General features: G+C 36.5%; 16 protein-coding genes and 3 pseudogenes. 8 read left to right on the top strand and 11 right to left on the bottom strand.

The features are described from left to right. Positions 1–21: 21 nt before the first annotated feature. The gene (locus K8L98_RS12430) at positions 22–561 is read right to left on the bottom strand and encodes a transcriptional regulator (protein ID WP_223442969.1); all 540 of its coding nucleotides are present in this window, start codon (positions 559–561) and stop codon (positions 22–24) included. Between the two features lie 150 nt (positions 562–711). Between K8L98_RS12430 and K8L98_RS12425 the strand changes: the two genes are divergently transcribed. The 4 genes and pseudogenes from K8L98_RS12425 to K8L98_RS12410 all read left to right on the top strand — a co-directional run bounded on the left by K8L98_RS12425 (position 712) and on the right by K8L98_RS12410 (position 3,500). Continuing rightward, on the top strand, positions 712–951 hold the full coding sequence (locus tag K8L98_RS12425) for a PLD nuclease N-terminal domain-containing protein (protein ID WP_223442966.1): 240 nt from the start codon (positions 712–714) through the stop codon (positions 949–951). Continuing rightward, on the top strand, positions 948–1,853 hold the full coding sequence (locus K8L98_RS12420) for an ABC transporter ATP-binding protein (protein WP_223442961.1): 906 nt from the start codon (positions 948–950) through the stop codon (positions 1,851–1,853). Before K8L98_RS12425 ends, K8L98_RS12420 begins: the two co-directional genes overlap by 4 nt. Beyond that, positions 1,850–2,638, top strand: a complete 789-nt coding sequence (locus K8L98_RS12415) for an ABC transporter permease (RefSeq protein ID WP_223442958.1) — start codon at positions 1,850–1,852, stop codon at positions 2,636–2,638. Before K8L98_RS12420 ends, K8L98_RS12415 begins: the two co-directional genes overlap by 4 nt. A 222-nt stretch (positions 2,639–2,860) precedes the next feature. After that, a pseudogene (locus tag K8L98_RS12410) lies at positions 2,861–3,500 on the top strand (formylglycine-generating enzyme family protein). 120 nt (positions 3,501–3,620) lie between these two features. On the opposite strand, the pseudogene K8L98_RS12405 reads toward K8L98_RS12410, so the two are convergent. Further along, positions 3,621–3,875, bottom strand: a pseudogene (locus K8L98_RS12405) (LysR substrate-binding domain-containing protein); the annotation flags it as partial. A gap of 72 nt (positions 3,876–3,947) precedes the next feature. Then, the gene (locus K8L98_RS12400; RefSeq protein ID WP_223443374.1) at positions 3,948–4,121 is read right to left on the bottom strand and encodes an alpha/beta hydrolase; all 174 of its coding nucleotides are present in this window, start codon (positions 4,119–4,121) and stop codon (positions 3,948–3,950) included. A 429-nt stretch (positions 4,122–4,550) separates the two neighbouring features. On the opposite strand from K8L98_RS12400, the gene K8L98_RS12395 reads away from it, so the two are divergent. After that, a complete protein-coding gene (locus tag K8L98_RS12395) occupies positions 4,551–5,066 on the top strand; it encodes a GNAT family N-acetyltransferase (protein ID WP_223442956.1) in 516 nt (171 codons plus the stop codon). Positions 5,067–5,279: 213 nt separating this feature from the next. Beyond that, positions 5,280–6,035 carry a class I SAM-dependent methyltransferase gene (locus tag K8L98_RS12390; RefSeq protein WP_223442952.1) on the top strand — a complete coding sequence of 252 codons (756 nt, stop codon included), beginning with the start codon at positions 5,280–5,282 and terminating at the stop codon, positions 6,033–6,035. An 877-nt stretch (positions 6,036–6,912) separates the two neighbouring features. Here the strand turns inward: K8L98_RS12390 and K8L98_RS26870 are convergent. From K8L98_RS26870 to K8L98_RS12360, 7 genes and pseudogenes are all read right to left on the bottom strand, one after another. Further along, positions 6,913–7,083: a PepSY domain-containing protein gene (locus K8L98_RS26870; RefSeq protein WP_223442948.1), complete on the bottom strand. Its 171-nt coding sequence runs from the start codon at positions 7,081–7,083 to the stop codon at positions 6,913–6,915. A 30-nt stretch (positions 7,084–7,113) separates the two neighbouring features. Beyond that, positions 7,114–7,491: a MaoC family dehydratase gene (locus tag K8L98_RS12385; protein WP_223443373.1), complete on the bottom strand. Its 378-nt coding sequence runs from the start codon at positions 7,489–7,491 to the stop codon at positions 7,114–7,116. 304 nt (positions 7,492–7,795) lie between these two features. After that, the gene (locus K8L98_RS12380) at positions 7,796–8,890 is read right to left on the bottom strand and encodes an acetyl-CoA C-acyltransferase (protein WP_223442944.1); all 1,095 of its coding nucleotides are present in this window, start codon (positions 8,888–8,890) and stop codon (positions 7,796–7,798) included. Further along, positions 8,887–10,335: an AMP-binding protein gene (locus K8L98_RS12375; RefSeq protein ID WP_223442941.1), complete on the bottom strand. Its 1,449-nt coding sequence runs from the start codon at positions 10,333–10,335 to the stop codon at positions 8,887–8,889. The genes K8L98_RS12380 and K8L98_RS12375 overlap by 4 nt, the downstream gene beginning before the upstream one ends. Then, positions 10,336–10,896, bottom strand: coding sequence for a biotin transporter BioY (locus K8L98_RS12370; protein ID WP_223442939.1), 561 nt, complete (start codon positions 10,894–10,896; stop codon positions 10,336–10,338). A gap of 311 nt (positions 10,897–11,207) precedes the next feature. Then, positions 11,208–11,348, bottom strand: a pseudogene (locus K8L98_RS26865) (helix-turn-helix domain-containing protein); the annotation flags it as partial. 336 nt (positions 11,349–11,684) lie between these two features. Then, positions 11,685–12,503, bottom strand: coding sequence for a glycerophosphodiester phosphodiesterase (locus K8L98_RS12360; RefSeq protein ID WP_223442936.1), 819 nt, complete (start codon positions 12,501–12,503; stop codon positions 11,685–11,687). Positions 12,504–12,718: 215 nt separating this feature from the next. Between K8L98_RS12360 and K8L98_RS12355 the strand changes: the two genes are divergently transcribed. Both K8L98_RS12355 and K8L98_RS12350 read left to right on the top strand, forming a co-directional pair. Further along, on the top strand, positions 12,719–13,726 hold the full coding sequence (locus K8L98_RS12355; protein ID WP_223442933.1) for a hypothetical protein: 1,008 nt from the start codon (positions 12,719–12,721) through the stop codon (positions 13,724–13,726). 274 nt (positions 13,727–14,000) lie between these two features. Beyond that, positions 14,001–14,309 carry a hypothetical protein gene (locus K8L98_RS12350; RefSeq protein ID WP_223442929.1) on the top strand — a complete coding sequence of 103 codons (309 nt, stop codon included), beginning with the start codon at positions 14,001–14,003 and terminating at the stop codon, positions 14,307–14,309. Positions 14,310–14,504: 195 nt separating this feature from the next. Here K8L98_RS12350 and parC read toward each other — a convergent pair whose 3' ends face one another. After that, the gene (gene parC / locus K8L98_RS12345) at positions 14,505–16,925 is read right to left on the bottom strand and encodes a DNA topoisomerase IV subunit A (RefSeq protein ID WP_223442927.1); all 2,421 of its coding nucleotides are present in this window, start codon (positions 16,923–16,925) and stop codon (positions 14,505–14,507) included. Positions 16,926–16,929 lie beyond the last annotated feature (4 nt).

Raw genomic sequence — 16,929 nt, 5'->3', positions numbered from 1 at the left:
GCTTACTATGATTTAATTCGTTTAAGTTTCTGGAATAATTGTAACAGCGATTGTTCGAACTGGAGCATCTATTTCATTGCTCGGGGTATGGTAGTATTTAGTCATTAATTCGTTTAATTCATTTTGAAATTGTATGAAGTGATCCTCATCTATCTTTAATTCTACCAAAGAGAAAGTAGCACCATCTTCCCGGCAGTTTTGTTCTTCTAATTTCTTAAGATAACTTTGATATTGAGTCATCAGTGATAATTGATAATATGAAACATAATTAAGCTTCTTCTCACTAGAAGCATTTTTCCAATCTTCTATATTAAGTCTAGCCTCACTTTCATTTAAAGCGTAATATTTTTCGGAAACAGATTTGACTTTTTTTTCCTTAATAACGCGAATAATACCAGAATCCAACATAACTTGTAAATGCCTATAAAGAGTTGCCTGAGGTACGCCTTTAATAATTTTCACCATTTCTAAGGGTGTTAATCCATTGTTTTTATTCCTCATTAGCACCTGAGAAATTTTCATTCTTACTGGATGCATTAAAACTTCAACTTTATTAACCATAATGTTCTCCTTATTTGTGTTTATTAATTGTGTGTTTATTTACTTTAAATTTATTCTTATTATAAATAATGAGAATAGGTATTGCAATGTACTTCCTTTGAAGTTATTATTATCATTATCAATAACGATAATGAAAAGGAAGTGTTTAATATGCAAATTCACTATGGGTTTGATGAATTAAAGGATATTGACTTTATGGCTTTTATCCCCATAATATTGCCGTTTATTGCAGTAGGTTTCCTATTAGTTCTAATTGCTTTAATAGATTTATACAGACATAGAAAAACGAGAAAAAATGTTCTAGTGTGGACATTAATTATCCTTTTAGTAAATACAATTGGTCCAATTCTGTACTTTGTTATAGGGCGAGAGGAGAGTGAGAGATTATGAAATTGGAAATCAAAAATGTGACGAAAACATTTAAAGAAAAAGTCGCTGTCAATAATTTCTCAATGGAACTGCAATCGGGAGAATGTGTCGGTTTGATCGGGCCGAATGGAGCTGGGAAATCGACTTTAATAAAAGTGATTTCAGATATTATCGACCCAAACGCAGGCGAAGTTTTACTGAATGGGAAAAAAATATCGAAAATGAAAAGGGAAATTGGCTACCTGCCACAGTACCCTAACTTTTTTCATTGGATGACAGCGAAAGAAACTCTTACGTTTATGGGGCAGCTTTCTGGATTGCAAAAAGAAGAATTAACAAACTCAATACCTGAAATTTTGACCAAAGTCGGACTAATAGGTGAAGAACATTCAAAAGTTGGCACATTTTCAGGTGGAATGAAACAGCGACTCGGAATTGCACAAGCACTGCTGCATAAGCCTTCGCTTATTGTCATGGATGAACCGGTATCCGCACTAGATCCAATCGGGCGAAGAGAAGTGTTAAACCTGATCGAAGAAATAAAAAAAGATACCACGATTTTATTATCAACCCATATATTAGGCGATGCGGAAGAAATATGCGAACGATTTGTCATTATAAAAAATGGAATAAAAATAGAAGATACCACCATCAACGAACTGTTAAAACGCAATAGCAAAAATAGTCTAAACGTAGAAATCACAGCGAAAGATCATAAATGGATTGACGTTGTAAAAAAATTACCTTATGTGGAGGAAATAGAGGTCATTGGGCATAAAGTCAAAATAAAAGTTGAAAACATCGAAAAAAACAAAAATATGTTACTTGTAAATGCACTTGAGCATGAAGTGAACATCGTAAAATTCGAAATTAATAACGGTACTTTAGAAGAAATCTTCTTAAAACTGGTGGTGAGGAAATGAATAATTTTAATGTCCTGATAAAAAAAGAATTTGTTCAAATGATACGTGAGTTTAAAGTTATTTGGCTGCCGATCGTTTTTATCTTTTTAGGGATAACCCAGCCTATAGTAACTCATTTCTTGCCAGCAATATTGGGAGCGGCAGGCGGTGGTCAGGGAATTACAATTGATCCGAGCATGACAGCTCAAAAAGGCGGTGAAGTACTGGCAAGCACATTAGGATCTCAATTTGATCAGCTCGGGCTTATGATTCTGGCAATCTCAATGATGGGTATTATTCAAACAGATAAAGCAAATGGCATGCTGGCCTTTATTTTAACACGACCTGTTACTGTTCTTTCATATATAGCTGGAAAAATTGCATCAAATTATTTGATAGCAGCCTTTAGTGCAGCAATTGGATACTTTGCTTCTTATTTATATGTAAATTATCTTTTTACAGATGTTCCATTTTCACACATGATTCTTGCACTATTATTTTATCTTGTATGGGTTCTTTTTATCGTATCTTTTACAACGATGATTAGTACGATTTTTAACAGTCAGGGTATTATCGCATTAATTTCAATTGTTTTCCTTTTAGGTTGCAGAATTATTGTTGGTTTAATTCCAATTATTGATTTTATAAATCCGGCAAGTATGAGCAAACATGCAATGGCAGTGCTGGTCACAGGATCAGCAGATACAAAAGCAATAGAGAACGCACTAGTAGCGATTGTTTGGATTGTACTGATACTCTTTGTAACGAATTATTGGATTGCCAATAAAAAATTTAATCACGAATAAACAAAGAATAACTTTAATGGGGAAGATGAGGATTTTTGCTCTGTGTTTACGAGACCAACACCAAACTAAGGGGTTCAGCGTTTTCTTGTTAAATTAACGGACAGTTATCTGCAAAAAAACAAATTGATATAACGCTTCTAAATACGGTAAAATTTGTAAAAACGAGATCATTAGGAGGATGGTAGAGTGTCAAATGAAATAAAGAGTTACATTGACCATCTAATGGTTGAAATTCCAGGGGGAGAAATAGAATTAAGTGACGATAGAATAAAAAGCAAATGGAAAGCTGAAATAAGACCGTTTCTTCTCGCACGGCATCCTGTAACTATGGGTCTATACAATGCTGTTAATAAAACACTTAATCCTTTTGACGTTGATCTAAAACCGGTTGTAAATATATCTTGGAATGATACAATTTCTTTTTGTAATCTGCTTTCACAAAAAGCTTGTCTGAAAGAGTGTTATTCTATAAGTAATGATGGTGAAAACATTATTTGTGATTGGGAATCAGACGGCTATCGACTTCCTTCAGAAGCAGTGGCAATATGCATGTAAAGCAGGGACTGCTGGTTATAGATACGGAGAGCTTGATAAGATAGCCTGGTTTAATGAAAATTCAGGAGGCAAAATCCATGAAGTAGGAAGAAAGGAACCGAATGCATGGGGTCTTTATGATATGTTAGGGAATGTTTGGGAGTGGTGTTGGGATATATATGATGAACAAGTATACGGCTCCTACCGAATTTTCCGAGGAGGTAGCTGGGCTGAAGAGGCCAGGGGTTGTGGGGCTTCGTGTCGTCGTCGCAGCCATCCGTCATTTACAATAGAGGACCTTGGATTCCGTCTTGCCCAGTCTATTTAACTTCTACACACAAGCCCGACTTTCGAGGTTTTACAGACAACTAATGGGAACGATAGTTCAAATAACCGCCATTAAGGAACAAAAAAACTATAGATATGTATCTATAGTTTTTTTGAAGTTTTAGAAAGCTTTACTTACACCAAAACTGTTATAAGTTAATTGTATAAAAGATTGCAAAGGAAGTGTCATAAATTTATCTTTATGCCAAACAATTTGTGTACTAATAGGTGTGACAACACTTTTACAAACTAATTCTTTTAGTATACCTCTCTCAATCTCTGTTTTTACTACCATTTCCGGTAATATTGCAATACCTAGGTCTAAAATGACACATTGCTTAATTGCTTCTACACTTACAAATTCGAACTTATTGGATGCGTCGTGCCAGATTGTTTAGGAACATTTTAAAATTTTAAGGTGTCACGAAAAGTTGACATCCCTCATTATTTATACAGTTTTCATCATATTATTTAAAATATCATAAACCAATGGGAAAGAAATGAATCCATCATCTTCTAGAAAATGACCACCTTTTTCAACAGGATAAAATGATGTATTCAATTGTTCTGATAAATTTTGACTTACTTGAAAAGGTACAATATAGTCATCTTTTGCAGCAATAACAGCACGTGAATTAGTTGCAGAAATTATTTTCTTATTGTAGTTATTCCATTAAAGGGAGCATTAATCCAAAACGCTCTTTTGGAGGTGATCTAAATTTTCTGGTTATTTGGACTAATCGCTGGTATCATTTCTTTATCCTGGGCAATAGATTTTAGACGAAAGAAAAATAATAACAATAAAGGTCATAATCCTAATGTTAAAACTGGTGGAAACAGCAATCATACTATGGGAGACAATAGATATATGAATGGTGATGGAAGCTAAGACAACTCGTGTCTTTGCTTTTTATTTATTATATTTCCGAGTGTACGTAATTTAATTGTATTTCTATTTCAACAAACAGTGGCATTAATTATTGGAAGAAGATTATTTCGTGAATTTGTAGAATGTTATTACCTTGATTAAATAGATTGGTGGTTGATTTTAATGGACATTAGGTTAGAAAAAGCAACAAATGCTGATTCTCAAATTATTTTTGATATTCAGGTAAATGCATTTTTGCCACTGTTGGATAAATATAAAGATTACAAAACAAACCCAGCAAACGAAACTATAGAAGGAGTAATAAAGAGAATAAATAACACTAACGGTGGGTTCTATAAAATTATTGTCGATAACAGTAATGTAGGTGCGATCTGTATATTTTGGAAAGAAGAAGTGCAATTTTGGATAAGTCCAATGTTTATTCTTTCTGAATATCAAGGGAAAGGGATTGCCCAAAAAGCTATAACTTTAGTTGAAGAAATGTTTCCAAAAGCAATAAGTTGGGAATTAGCTGCAATTTTAGAGGAAAAACGTAATTGCTATTTATACGAAAAAATGGGATACAAAAAAACAGGTGTTAAAAAGAAATTAAATGAAAATGCAACTCTTATTTTTTATAAAAAGGTAGTTGGAAATTTTTCACCTTTATCAGCACTACCAGTAAATAACACTCAATAATCAACTTCGATGATCTTTAACAATCGCGGAAATGATTAACAAATAGTGTATATTAACTAGATAAGTGATTCTGAAGTTCTTTTACATAAGGGCCAGATAATGGGTTAGTTTTTTGGCTGAACTCTAAAGTTGTAGACTTAGAGGTTACAGCAAAAAATTTAATTATTTGGTTCCTATTTCTGCACTTTATATCGTGGGGAAGAAGGTAGTATTGTGAAAACAACAGGAAATTTTACCGACAAGGCCGATATATATGCGAAATATCGCCCCAGTTACCCTAATGAATATATTGATTATTTGTTTTCAGCTAACCAACTGAAAGTGGATCGGATTGTGGCCGATATTGGTTCAGGTACGGGGATATTTAGCCGCCAGCTGCTTGAAAGAGGTCTAAATGTTATTGGAGTAGAGCCAAATGATGACATGAGAAAGGAGGCTGAGCAATCGTTAAAACTATATTATCGTTTTAAATCAATAAAGGCAACTGCTGAAAATACCACTTTAAAAGGGAAAAGTGTGGATTTAGTAACTGTAGCCCAGGCATTTCATTGGTTTAATAAAGAAGCATTCAAAATCGAATGTCAACGGATTTTGAAACAAAAGGCAAATGTCGTTCTTGTTTGGAATAGCAGAGATTTAACTAGCCTGATTAATAAAGAGAATGCAGAAATTTGCCAAAAGACCTGTCCAAATTTCAAAGGATTTAGCGGTGGAATGGAAGAAACTCCAGAAGTATTTAACAGCTTTTTTAAAGATGGAAAGTATGAGTTTAAAAAGTATCAAAATGATTTGCTATTTGATTATGAAGGATTTTTAGGAAGGAATTTATCAGCGTCCTATGCTCCGAAAAAAAATTACGAAGAGTATGAACGTTTTGTTTTTCTCCTGTCAGAGTTATTCGAAAAATACAGTAAGAATGGAAAAATTGTTCTCCAAAACATAACGCGAAGCTATCTAGGCAATGTCTAAACAACCGCACAAAAGGGGCTTTAATTGAAATTCCCTTTGAATTTTAGATTACATTTACTAATATCGATCTTCCACAATCGGGCCATTATCAGGAGGAAGTCCTAAGCACTTTACAGAATGCCCAAATCTGATGGTGATTATCACTTAGTTGTTCATGTTTGGATAAAGAATGAAAAAGAGGGGTATTTAATACCTCTTTTAAATAAACTTTTTCTTTGTTTACATAATATATATTATAGGCAGTTATATAATGACGTATTTAAATCGTCTCATAATCTAAGTAAACTTAAGATAGTGAGACAAAAGTTAAAAAAACCGTATTTTGATGTTAGTTGCTTTTAATCAGTAAATTTAATTACTTTTTAATAATTCATGTATAAAAAATCATTCACCTTATATTTGATTATTTATTATTTAAATTATTGTTTTATCTAGTTCACTTCTGGTGGGTTTGATCTTATGATTGCTCAGTTACCTAAAATCTCGTTGTTTTTAAGTTTGCCCTTCATTTTATTCCTACATTACCCTCTCTTTCTAGTTTACATAACACCAAGTACTTTTTTCATTTTGAGTACAGTTTTTTTTAGCCTATTATTGATTATTTAGAACATATCTTAACTAAAGAATTGTTATTTGATTTCCTTTTATGTGCAAAAAAAAACACTGCCATCCAGTAATGCTCTTTAATCAGGAATATTTATTTGTAAAAATTTTTCTACTTCTTCTTAACTGGCATTCCGCACTGAGCCCCAAATTTCATCACACTCAGAGCAGCCGCAGATATTAGGGCCAAACCTGCCATAGTTAGAGCACTGTATCTATACAGAGTGTCAAAAGTAGATCCATCATATAAAGATATGAGAAAGCCTGAGTAATCTTACTTAGTTGATAAAACTTTCCCAGTGCTCGCATCAATTTGAACTTCTTGATTGTTTTCTAAGCGAACCCGGTAAACATTTGAACCAGGGCTTAATTCTATTCTGATATCTTCGACCGATTTTATACCTTGAATTTCCTGAGAAGTCGCATTGAAAATGACTAATAACAAAAAATTTGCTATTTAGTTTCTTTCATGGTTTTATAACGATGCTGCTTCCCCCATCTTTAATTGCCCCCTAACTACCACTTCTTTTCCATTCCTGCCTATTATGACAATATAGGTAGAATCATTTTCCAGCTTCATTTCCGCAAATATATGAATCGTATCATTCTTAAATATTGGTTTTAGAAATTGCATCTCATACGTGGAAATCTTCCTCCCTTTTTCGGTAATAAAAGAAGCGATATCCAATGTAAGACCCATTGTCAACATTCCATGGGCAATTGGTGCTTTATATCCGAAACGTTCTGCTTCCTCTTGATCCAGATGAATCCGATTGAAGTCCCCTGATAGAAACGCATACTGCTTAATTTTTTCTTCAGTTATGGTAAACGTACTACTATTTCGGACACACATCGAAAACACTCGCTTCCTTCCAAGTTGTACCCTACGAGAGATTGGGTGTAAAACGTATACTTTCCTTTTTGCGTTTCTTGATCAAGTGTGACTACACAGCGATAGCTTTCCCCAATGGAAAGTTCCTTGGTACAAACACAGGTCTGTTTCCGATGAATTGGTGCGCTCTTGTAGTCCCATGGAACCGTGATATAACGATAAAAGATCATTGGAAAGGTTGGCGGTAATCTGTTTTGTTTCCCAAAGATAGTTTCATAGTTTTGGACCATTTCTTCTGTTATCGGAACTAAAGTCACATCTGTTTTCATATCATACTCTCCCATAAAACAGCGATTCCAATTCCCCCGCCAATTCCTATAGCAGAAATAGTATAGTTCGCTTGGTAACGCTGGACTTCATAAAATAATCTTGTCACCAAAATAGCTCCCGATGCACCATAAGGATGGCCTAAGGCAATGGCGCCGCCTTCTACGTTTAATTTTTCATAAGGAATCGAAAGCTCACTTGCACATGCAACTACTTTTGAAGCAAAGGCCTCATTTAATTCAAACAGATCGATATCCTGAATCAATAAAGAATGCCTAGATAATAATTGGGAAACGGCAGGAATTGGACCAATGGCTGGATAGTTTGGGTTCACTCCTGATACCACACTATCGACAAAACGCATGATTGGTTGGTATCCTAGCTCCTTGGCTTTTTCCTCAGACATGACAAGGACCGCCGATGCCCCATCATTGATTCCACAACAGTTTCCCAACGTTACCGTTCCATTTTCCTTAAAACAAGGAGACAATCGACGCAACATTCTCTCATAATTAAGCTTTGGATTTAAACTTTCATCTTGTAAGGGAATATCGGTAATTTTAACGAGTTCATCAGAATAGTAGTCTTTTTTTAATGAATGAATGGACCGTTGATAACTAAGCAGAGCATAATCATCCTGCATCTGCCGTGTAATCCCGTATTTTTCAGCTACATGTTCCGCAGAAACGCCCATATCAGGGTCTCCGATCTGTTCCGGTGAAAAACGCGCCCGTTTAGCGTACGGAGATTGACTGGTACTTTCGACACCACCCGCAATATATATTTGCCCCGCTCCGCCTTGGATCAGATAACAAGCAAGGCGAATTGCTTCTAATCCAGAGCCGCATTGCCTGTCGATTGTCATACCGGGTACAGTATGAGACAGACCGCTCTCCAATCCTGACAATCTCGCAATATTACCTCCAGGCCCCACCGCATTGCCGAAAATAATTTCATCAACTTGTTCAGGCAGATCTTGAACGATGTCTCTAATAACAAAAGCTGCTAATTGTTCGGGGGGATACTTTCTTAAGATACCGCCTTTTTTTCCTATTACGGTTCTCTTTGCTTTGACGATTACCGCTCGCGTCATTCTAACCCCCCTTTCTCAAACCATTTTCTTACTTCCGGGCGTGAAATCTTCCCTCCCGTTGTGTGGGGGAAATTTGCTACTTTTCTCCAAACACGTGGAATTTTATAAGAAGATAGATTCCGAAGGCAATAATTTTTTAAAGAGGGCAAGGACACATTTCCTTTAATGAAAGCAGCCACTTTCTCCCCCCAATACTCATCTTTAATTCCCAAAACAATCGCTTCTTCGACCCCATCGTATTTCATTAATACCTGTTCTATTTCTTGGGGATAAATGTTCATTCCGCCATAAATAATCATATCATTTTGCCTGCCAAGGATGTATACATAACCTTCTTCATCTATTTTGGCGATATCATAAACTGTTGCCCAATCTCCCTGTAATATTTTTTTTGTTTCTTCCTCATTATTTAAATATCCATCAAAAAGCATTTTGCTTTTTACATATAAAACTCCTTCTTCTCCAAGCCCTACTTCTTCTCCCTTATCATTGCGAATACTAATTTCAACATTCTGAAATACTCTTCCAACTGAAGCCGCATGTTGGATCTGCTCGTTATTTTTTAAAACCGTAACAAAACTAAGCTCGGACGATCCGTAAAACTCATAAAAATTAGCGGTTGGAAATTGAAGGCGCATTTTGGCCTTTACGCTTGGCAGCCACTTTGCCCCTGTAGATATAAAGGAAACTGATTGTTCATTATAATATCCTTCATTTAATAGCCCCTGAATTATTGTAGGGACTACATATACTTTAGAAATCGGATAGTTATGTAAGAAATCCATCAAACGCGCTGGTGAAAACTTTGTCAGCACATAAATCGTGCCCCCTAAAAATAAGGTACTTAAAGCTCCATATAAGAAGGTAGAATTTATAAATGAACCGGGGATTAACACATGTTCTTTCTCCGTCATCTCAAGATCTATTTGATTACACCGAAAACTTTCTATCCATGAAGAATGGGAACGTATGAATGCTTTTGGTTTCCCTGTTGAACCAGAGGTAAAACCAATGTAAAAAGGGGCATTACCGTCATTTTTTTGAAAATCACTGCTGGAACATAGCCATTCCTCGATCTCATCTGAAAAAATAGTTTTTGTTGAAGACTGATGAAAATATCCCTTCATCTTTTCATCAGCAATGATAAGATCAGGAGTTATTTGTTGAAGCCGTTCTTCTATTTCCTGCTCTTTCCACCTCATATCTCCGACCATACTAGCCCAGCCTGCTTCGCTCGCTCCAGCGAACAGCTGTAAAAATAAGCGTCCATTTGGCAAGAATAAGGCAACTCTTTTATAAATTCCAGTTACTTTATAAAAAGAGGCAGCTGTTCGCTGCACTAAATCATACCATTCACTATATGGAACTATTTCTTTATCTGTTACGATGGCAGGCCGATTGTTATTTATTTGAGCATACGTTCTATAAGTGCTGGTAATTCTCATTTAGGCCACCAGTTTTTTTGAAAGTGGGATAGATTTTTGCAACTTAATAGCAAGCAAGGAAGCAACAATTACCTTTATAAAATCACCTGGAAGATACACCATGCTAAGGATAACCGTTTTTGCATGAGGAATATTCATCATGAAGGCCTGAATCGGAATGCCGAATAAATAAACAATAAAAATACCACCAAGAATATTAACAAGCAAAATCTTAACAAATGATATGTTTTTCATACGATAAGTTAAAAATCCTATCACATAAGCACCTACGATCCACCCAATGAGATATCCTCCTGATGGACTGAAAAAAACACCAATTCCACCCCGGCCGCCAGATAATAAAGGTAAACCGGTCATTACCAAGAATAAAAATAAGATTTGACTAAGGGCCGCATATTTGGGACCTAAACGCGCTCCCAACACACTTCCTGATAACATGACACCTAACGTTTGTAAGGTAATCGGAACGGGAGAAAATCCTAAAAAGATTGGCGGAACAATCCCTAGTGCTCCCATAATTGCCGCAAACATAGAAACATAGACTATTTTTTTTAATTCCATTATGTTAACCTGCCTTACTTTGAAGTTAACATAATTATAAAACCCATCCTATTTATTTGTAAAGATTAATTATTTTCATATTCAAAAAAGCCTTAGATACAGAAACCCTGATGAAGATTTACCTCAAGATTTCGAAGAACACAAAGAAGAATTTTTCCAAGCGCTAAAAGCGTCTTTCCTGCACCTTGTTGGCTAATGCTTTCTAAGAAGGGCCTTGCTGTTTTCACAATATCAAGCTGATCTTGTGCCTGAAATGCCAGTTGAAACCATTTTTGTGATAAGATGAATTTTTCTTGTCTATTTTTTGTGATATATCCAAGCTGCTCAAGAGAAGATAAAAATCGATGTACAGTTGCTTTATTGCTGTCCAGCTTTTCGACCAATTCAATAAATGTCATTGGCTTTTGTGCGATCACTTCTAAAATTCCGATGGATTTTTCTACTGTTTTAATAACCTCGCTGAAGATAAAAACCTCCCTTTTCTAGAACTAGTTTCACTATGTAAAACTTCAGTTCAAAATTATTGACAATATTAAGAATATTTACTTTAAGATTCTATATATCAAGTAAATCCCTGTATTTATTCTTGCAAAATAAGAAATAAAAAGAGATTTCATTCTAGTTCAGCTGGAGACAATGAAGTATTTCCGAACATGGTTATCTAGCTTATGGTGTCTGAGCGGCGATTTTATTAATGATTATTTAGAACATAGTTTAATTAAAATAATATGGATTTTTCTATTTCAAAAAAAAGATTGACCCCTCATTAAGGGTCAATCTTTTTTTCCTTATCTCGGATCCACATAATCCGGATAATCCGTTATAATTCCATCCACTTGCATCTCTAAAAGAAAATCAGCCGTTTCTTGACTGCGTACCGTCCATGATTGAATTTTCATTCCTTCTTCATGTACTTGATTAACAAGGTCTTTTGTGACGATTGTATAGCTTGGGTTGAAATAGTCAGCGTATGCACTGAATTCTTTTAATGCTTGCTGTGTTGTATGTAATCGAGATGATGTCAGGACTCCAATCGGTACTTTTGGAAGTAGATCGTTTATCTTCTTCATTGATTCAAAATTAAATGATTGGATAATTGTTTTTTCATTTTGAGGTTTATCTAAGTTTCTCTCTTTTAGCTCAAGAGCAACGCTCTCTTCAATTCCTGGATATAGCTCTGGTGCTTTAAGTTCAATCAGTATTCCTACTTTCCCGTGATAGCGATCAAGGATTTCATCAAATGACGGAATTTTTTCACCAGCAAATTCTGTGCCTTTCCAGCTGCCTGCATCAAGATTTCTTATTTCTTCGTACGTTAAACTTTGAACGGGTCCGCTGCCATCTGTGGTACGGTCTACTGTAGTATCATGAATGACGACTAATTCCCCGTCCTTACTTCTTTGAACGTCAATTTCAATGTAATCAGCTTTCATTTCGACAGCTTTGTCAAACGCTGCAATCGTGTTCTCAGGTGCATATCCTGAAGCACCCCGATGTGCTACATTATCAATCTTGGTCCCCGCTGCTTCTGCTGAAGATGGCTGTGTGATTGGACCAACTAACAATGCGAGTGCAATACCCGCTCCCGCTGCCCACTTTTTATTCATTTCATCGTCTCCCATTCTCAATTTTATCCAACAGCTTTAGTTTAATAGATCATTGTTTATGTAATGTGAAGAGGATATATCAGAATATTATTTTTCCTGTGAATAAGTTTAGGAGATTTAGCCTGGTTTCCTTTACAAACATTTATTGGAAAAATCATGCAGCCTATTTGTGCTGTAATGCGTGATAGAATGACATTTGAGGAAGTGATTGTTAGATGAAAATAGTGCTAATTCTTCTCCTGTCTTTCCCGTTTTTGCTCAGTCTGGATCCTTTGGTCTATGATTCAGACTATCATGCAAGCTATCAATCTCCTGAAGGAATCATATTTTTAAGCTATACAGATGCCTGGGATGAAACGAAGCTTCAGCAGTTATACAAAGAGCTGATTCAAAATAAGCATGGAGATGAGCTTTCCCTGCTTCAGGAAGTGCGGATCAGAGGCGCTTCTTTAGGAGAATCTTCAACTAAAGGAAGCTTTCATGCCTTGACAGACAGCATTACATTATATCAAGGGGATAAATATACTGAAGTATCTTCGTACAGGGACACCCTTTCCCATGAATATGGCCATCATTTTGCTTATCATTACGTGTTATCTCATCATTTGCCTTTTTCTGAGTGGAGTAAAATCAGAAAAATTGATGATTCACCTATTCGTTGGGATGCGTTTTGGAATTACTCAGATGACGCTCACCAATGGTACCCGCAGGAGATAATTGCCGAGGATTATGTCCTCTTATATGGAGCTGCTGAAGAAACTGACATACAAGAGGTCAAGAGCAGCAATGAACCTTTTTATTTAAGAACGCAGCATGAAAATGAACGAATTCCAAATGTGCTGGATAATAAAAAAATGTTTCGCTACCTGGAAGAAGCAAGCGGTTTGAAGATCGATGATTCACGCTATATAAAAACTCCTGAACTCCTTGGCATCGATGATCAGGAGCTGCGGTTTGGAATAGCAAACAGAGATCAAATAGCTTATAAATTCAATTTTACTTTTTATGAAGAAGGTGTCAAAAAGGAATCAAAAGAGCTTTTGAAAATTTCTTCTGATGAGACTGGCGATTTAAAAGTACCTTTAGAGGATTATTTAAGAGGGACAGCTTATTCAGATGTTTCTCTTTCAATTGATGTCCTGGATTTAAATACTTCCAGAGGCTTTGAAACTGAAAAATATCACCTTAAGATTGATCGCAATTCCATGTTATCTAAAAAATAGGCTAATCAAAAGTCAATCTATGTAGCTGATATACCTGGAACAAACATTAAACCATTTATTTATAGAGCAACATGCATATGACAGCCATTCGGCAAATGAAGTGCGCTGATTTGTTCACGTTCAAACATTCATTATTGATCTCGCCACAGTATCATGACAAAGCAAGTCTATATCACTTTTTGTCTATTTGGCTAGAAAAAACAAAAAAATTTCCTCTATTCTAATTTGAAATTGTGCGTTATGATAGTTCTATTATAAAAAAAGGAGGAAAGTTATGAGACAGCCTATCTTACTTATTCTCATTGCCCTACTCCTTGCAGGAACCGTTCCGCAAATCCACCAGCATTCATTTACCGCACCTGCTTTTGATCTTGAAGAGCATGTGCAGCCATCCTCTGCTGATGACAAAGACGATCTGAAGTTCCCTTTCTTCATTGAACACAGTCTGGCAGAAACTGAATCTTTTCTTTTAGCTGCAGTCTATTTCATTGCCATGCTTACAGGATGGAATTTCAGAAAGAAATTTTTACTGGCTGTTTTTTACCAATCATCTTATTTCGATAAAGCATCGCTTCCATCCTAGAGACTATATGTAAAGGAGGGCGACGCGATGTTTTGGCTGAGATTTATTATGGTGACAGGTTTTTCATTAACAGCTGTCAGTCTATTCCTGTATCAGGGAATTGAGATTATGCATGCATTCACTGATTACTTTACTAAAAGCAAATAAAAAGAAAAGACATCCTCTATTTTCTGAGGATGTCTTTTTTATCATTAATTATTTCGTTATGCGCCAAACTTCTTTTACAGATCCTGAATCTCCTTCATCTATGAAAAATGAACCGTTGCTGTAACGATCATTTGCTCTTAAGGTTTGAGGTGCAATTTCTTCAATCTGTCCTTTTTCCGTTTTGATCATAATCGTATCCTCGGGACGAATGATCTGCATGCCGACTAACCGGTGAGGGTTATTTTTAAGCTCGCGCAGCATGATCAATCCGCGTTTTGCACGTGAGGTTTTTTCAAATTCCTTGAGTGACATTTTTTTAGCGGCTCCCCTTTGAGTAACAATAACAACTTGAGGAATTTCTCCGGCTGTAAAGGCTGAGCCTCCGACTACGGAATCTCCCTCTTTTAAGTTAATGCCTTTCACACCCGCTGCTCTTGCTCCTACGATGTTCACTTCTTCCTCTGAGAACCATAAGCCGTACCCGAATTGTGTTGCAATAAAGAGATCATCTCTTCCAGATGTAACATGTACATCTATCAGGATATCATCATTTTTCAAGTTTACTGCCATCAATGCCTTAGAATATCGCTGTGCTTTATACAGCTTTAACTCCGTTTTTTTGACCATGCCGTTTTTAGTGACAAACAGCAAGTATTGTTCAGTTGTAAAGTCTTTGACCGGAATCGCTTTTATCAGCTGTTCATCCCGCTCTAGATTTACGATATTGGCGATATGCTGCCCAAGGTCCTTCCAGCGGATATCAGGCAATTCATGCACAGGACAATAGATGTAATTTCCTTTATTCGTAAAGAGAAGAACGACATCAGTTGTATTTATGTCATATTTAGCGAGCAAACGGTCTGTTTCCTTCATTCCAAAGTCCTGGCCATTTGATGCTGCATATGACCGTCCGCTTGTGCGTTTAATGTAGCCATCTTTCGTCACCGTGACGATTACATCTTCTGAAGCAATCATGACTTCAAGATTGATTTTAATCTCCTGAATTTCATTTTCAATGACAGATCTTCTTTCATCGGCATACGTCTTTTTGATTTTTTTCAAATCTGCTTTGATGACTTGGTATAATCTTTTTTCGTTGTTCAGGATTTCAAGAAGGGCTGTGATTTTTTCATCAAGCTCTTTAGCTTCATTTTGAAGCGCCGTTATATCCGTATTGGTTAATCGGTATAGCTGCAAGGAGACAATGGCTTCTGCCTGAAGCTCTGTAAACTGAAATTTAGAAATTAAGTTATCTTTAGCATCCCGCTTATCTTTTGAAGCACGAATTGTCGCAATGACTTCATCAAGAATCGAAAGTGCCTTGATTAAACCTTCAACAATATGCTGTCTTTCGCGTGCTTTTTGCAAGTCATAGTTGGAACGGTTAGTAATGACTTCTTTCTGGTGTGCAATATACGCATCTAAGATTGTCGGAAGCGTCATTAACGTTGGCCTTCTGTTATGAATGGCAACCATATTGAAATTGTAAGGCACCTGCAAATCACTGTTTTTATAAAGATAGTTCAGGATGCCCTGTGCATCTGCTTCTTTCTTCAGCTCAACAACGATTCGCATGCCTGTGCGGTCTGTTTCATCACGGACTTCTGCAATGCCATCCAGCTTCCGTTCAATTCTGAACTCATCCATCCTTTTGACAAGATTGGCTTTATTCACTTCAAAAGGGATTTCTGTAATGACGATTTGCTGTTTTCCGCCTCTGATGCTTTCAATTTCTGCTTTTCCTCTAATGATGATCTTGCCTTTTCCTGTTTCATAGGCTTTTTTAATGCCTTCGATTCCCTGGATGATTCCTCCAGTCGGAAAATCAGGACCATTAATCACCGTCATCAGCTCGTCAACCGAACAGTTCGGCTGATCAATCCTTTTCATGACAGCGTCGATCACTTCACCCAGGTGATGAGGAGGAATATCCGTCGCATAGCCTGCTGAAATCCCCGTTGAGCCGTTAACGAGCAAATTCGGGTACATGGCAGGCAGTACGAGAGGTTCCTGGCTGGTATCATCAAAGTTTGGCACAAATTCAACAGTACGTTTATCAATATCACGGAGAAGTTCCGATGCAATCGGAGAAAGCCTTGCTTCTGTATAACGCATCGCAGCTGGAGGATCTCCGTCGTTGCTGCCGTTGTTTCCATGCATTTCAATCAGCAAATTGCGGACCTTCCAATCCTGGCTCATCCTCACCATGGCGTCATATACTGATGTATCGCCATGAGGATGGTAGTTGCCGATTACGTTACCGACTGTTTTTGCGGATTTGCGGAAGTTTTTGTCATTTGTATTTCCATCCACATGCATAGCATATAGGATTCTGCGCTGAACTGGCTTTAGCCCGTCGCGTGCATCAGGCAATGCCCTGTCTTGAATGATGTATTTACTGTAACGCCCAAAACGGTCACCTATCACATCTTCAAGAGGGAGATCGCGAAATTTTTCTGGCTGTGTCATATAG

Origin of the sequence: Metabacillus dongyingensis, from assembly GCF_019933155.2 — a bacterium.
Taxonomy (GTDB): Bacteria; Bacillota; Bacilli; order Bacillales; family Bacillaceae; genus Bacillus_P; species Bacillus_P dongyingensis.
Note: the sequence above shows the minus strand (reverse complement) of the source record. Positions and strands in the feature narration are given on the sequence as shown.

What these genes read in the sequence shown, in the direction of transcription:
- K8L98_RS12430 (WP_223442969.1), bottom strand. Translation starts at nt 561, where the DNA reads ATGGTTAATAAAGTTGAAGTTTTAATGCATCCAGTAAGAATGAAAATT.
- K8L98_RS12425 (WP_223442966.1), top strand. Translation starts at nt 712, where the DNA reads ATGCAAATTCACTATGGGTTTGATGAATTAAAGGATATTGACTTTATG.
- K8L98_RS12420 (WP_223442961.1), top strand. Translation starts at nt 948, where the DNA reads ATGAAATTGGAAATCAAAAATGTGACGAAAACATTTAAAGAAAAAGTC.
- K8L98_RS12415 (WP_223442958.1), top strand. Translation starts at nt 1,850, where the DNA reads ATGAATAATTTTAATGTCCTGATAAAAAAAGAATTTGTTCAAATGATA.
- K8L98_RS12395 (WP_223442956.1), top strand. Translation starts at nt 4,551, where the DNA reads ATGGACATTAGGTTAGAAAAAGCAACAAATGCTGATTCTCAAATTATT.
- K8L98_RS12385 (WP_223443373.1), bottom strand. Translation starts at nt 7,491, where the DNA reads ATGTGTGTCCGAAATAGTAGTACGTTTACCATAACTGAAGAAAAAATT.
- K8L98_RS12380 (WP_223442944.1), bottom strand. Translation starts at nt 8,890, where the DNA reads ATGACGCGAGCGGTAATCGTCAAAGCAAAGAGAACCGTAATAGGAAAA.
- K8L98_RS12375 (WP_223442941.1), bottom strand. Translation starts at nt 10,335, where the DNA reads ATGAGAATTACCAGCACTTATAGAACGTATGCTCAAATAAATAACAAT.
- K8L98_RS12370 (WP_223442939.1), bottom strand. Translation starts at nt 10,896, where the DNA reads ATGGAATTAAAAAAAATAGTCTATGTTTCTATGTTTGCGGCAATTATG.
- K8L98_RS12360 (WP_223442936.1), bottom strand. Translation starts at nt 12,503, where the DNA reads ATGAATAAAAAGTGGGCAGCGGGAGCGGGTATTGCACTCGCATTGTTA.
- K8L98_RS12355 (WP_223442933.1), top strand. Translation starts at nt 12,719, where the DNA reads ATGAAAATAGTGCTAATTCTTCTCCTGTCTTTCCCGTTTTTGCTCAGT.
- K8L98_RS12350 (WP_223442929.1), top strand. Translation starts at nt 14,001, where the DNA reads ATGAGACAGCCTATCTTACTTATTCTCATTGCCCTACTCCTTGCAGGA.
- parC (WP_223442927.1), bottom strand. Translation starts at nt 16,925, where the DNA reads ATGACACAGCCAGAAAAATTTCGCGATCTCCCTCTTGAAGATGTGATA.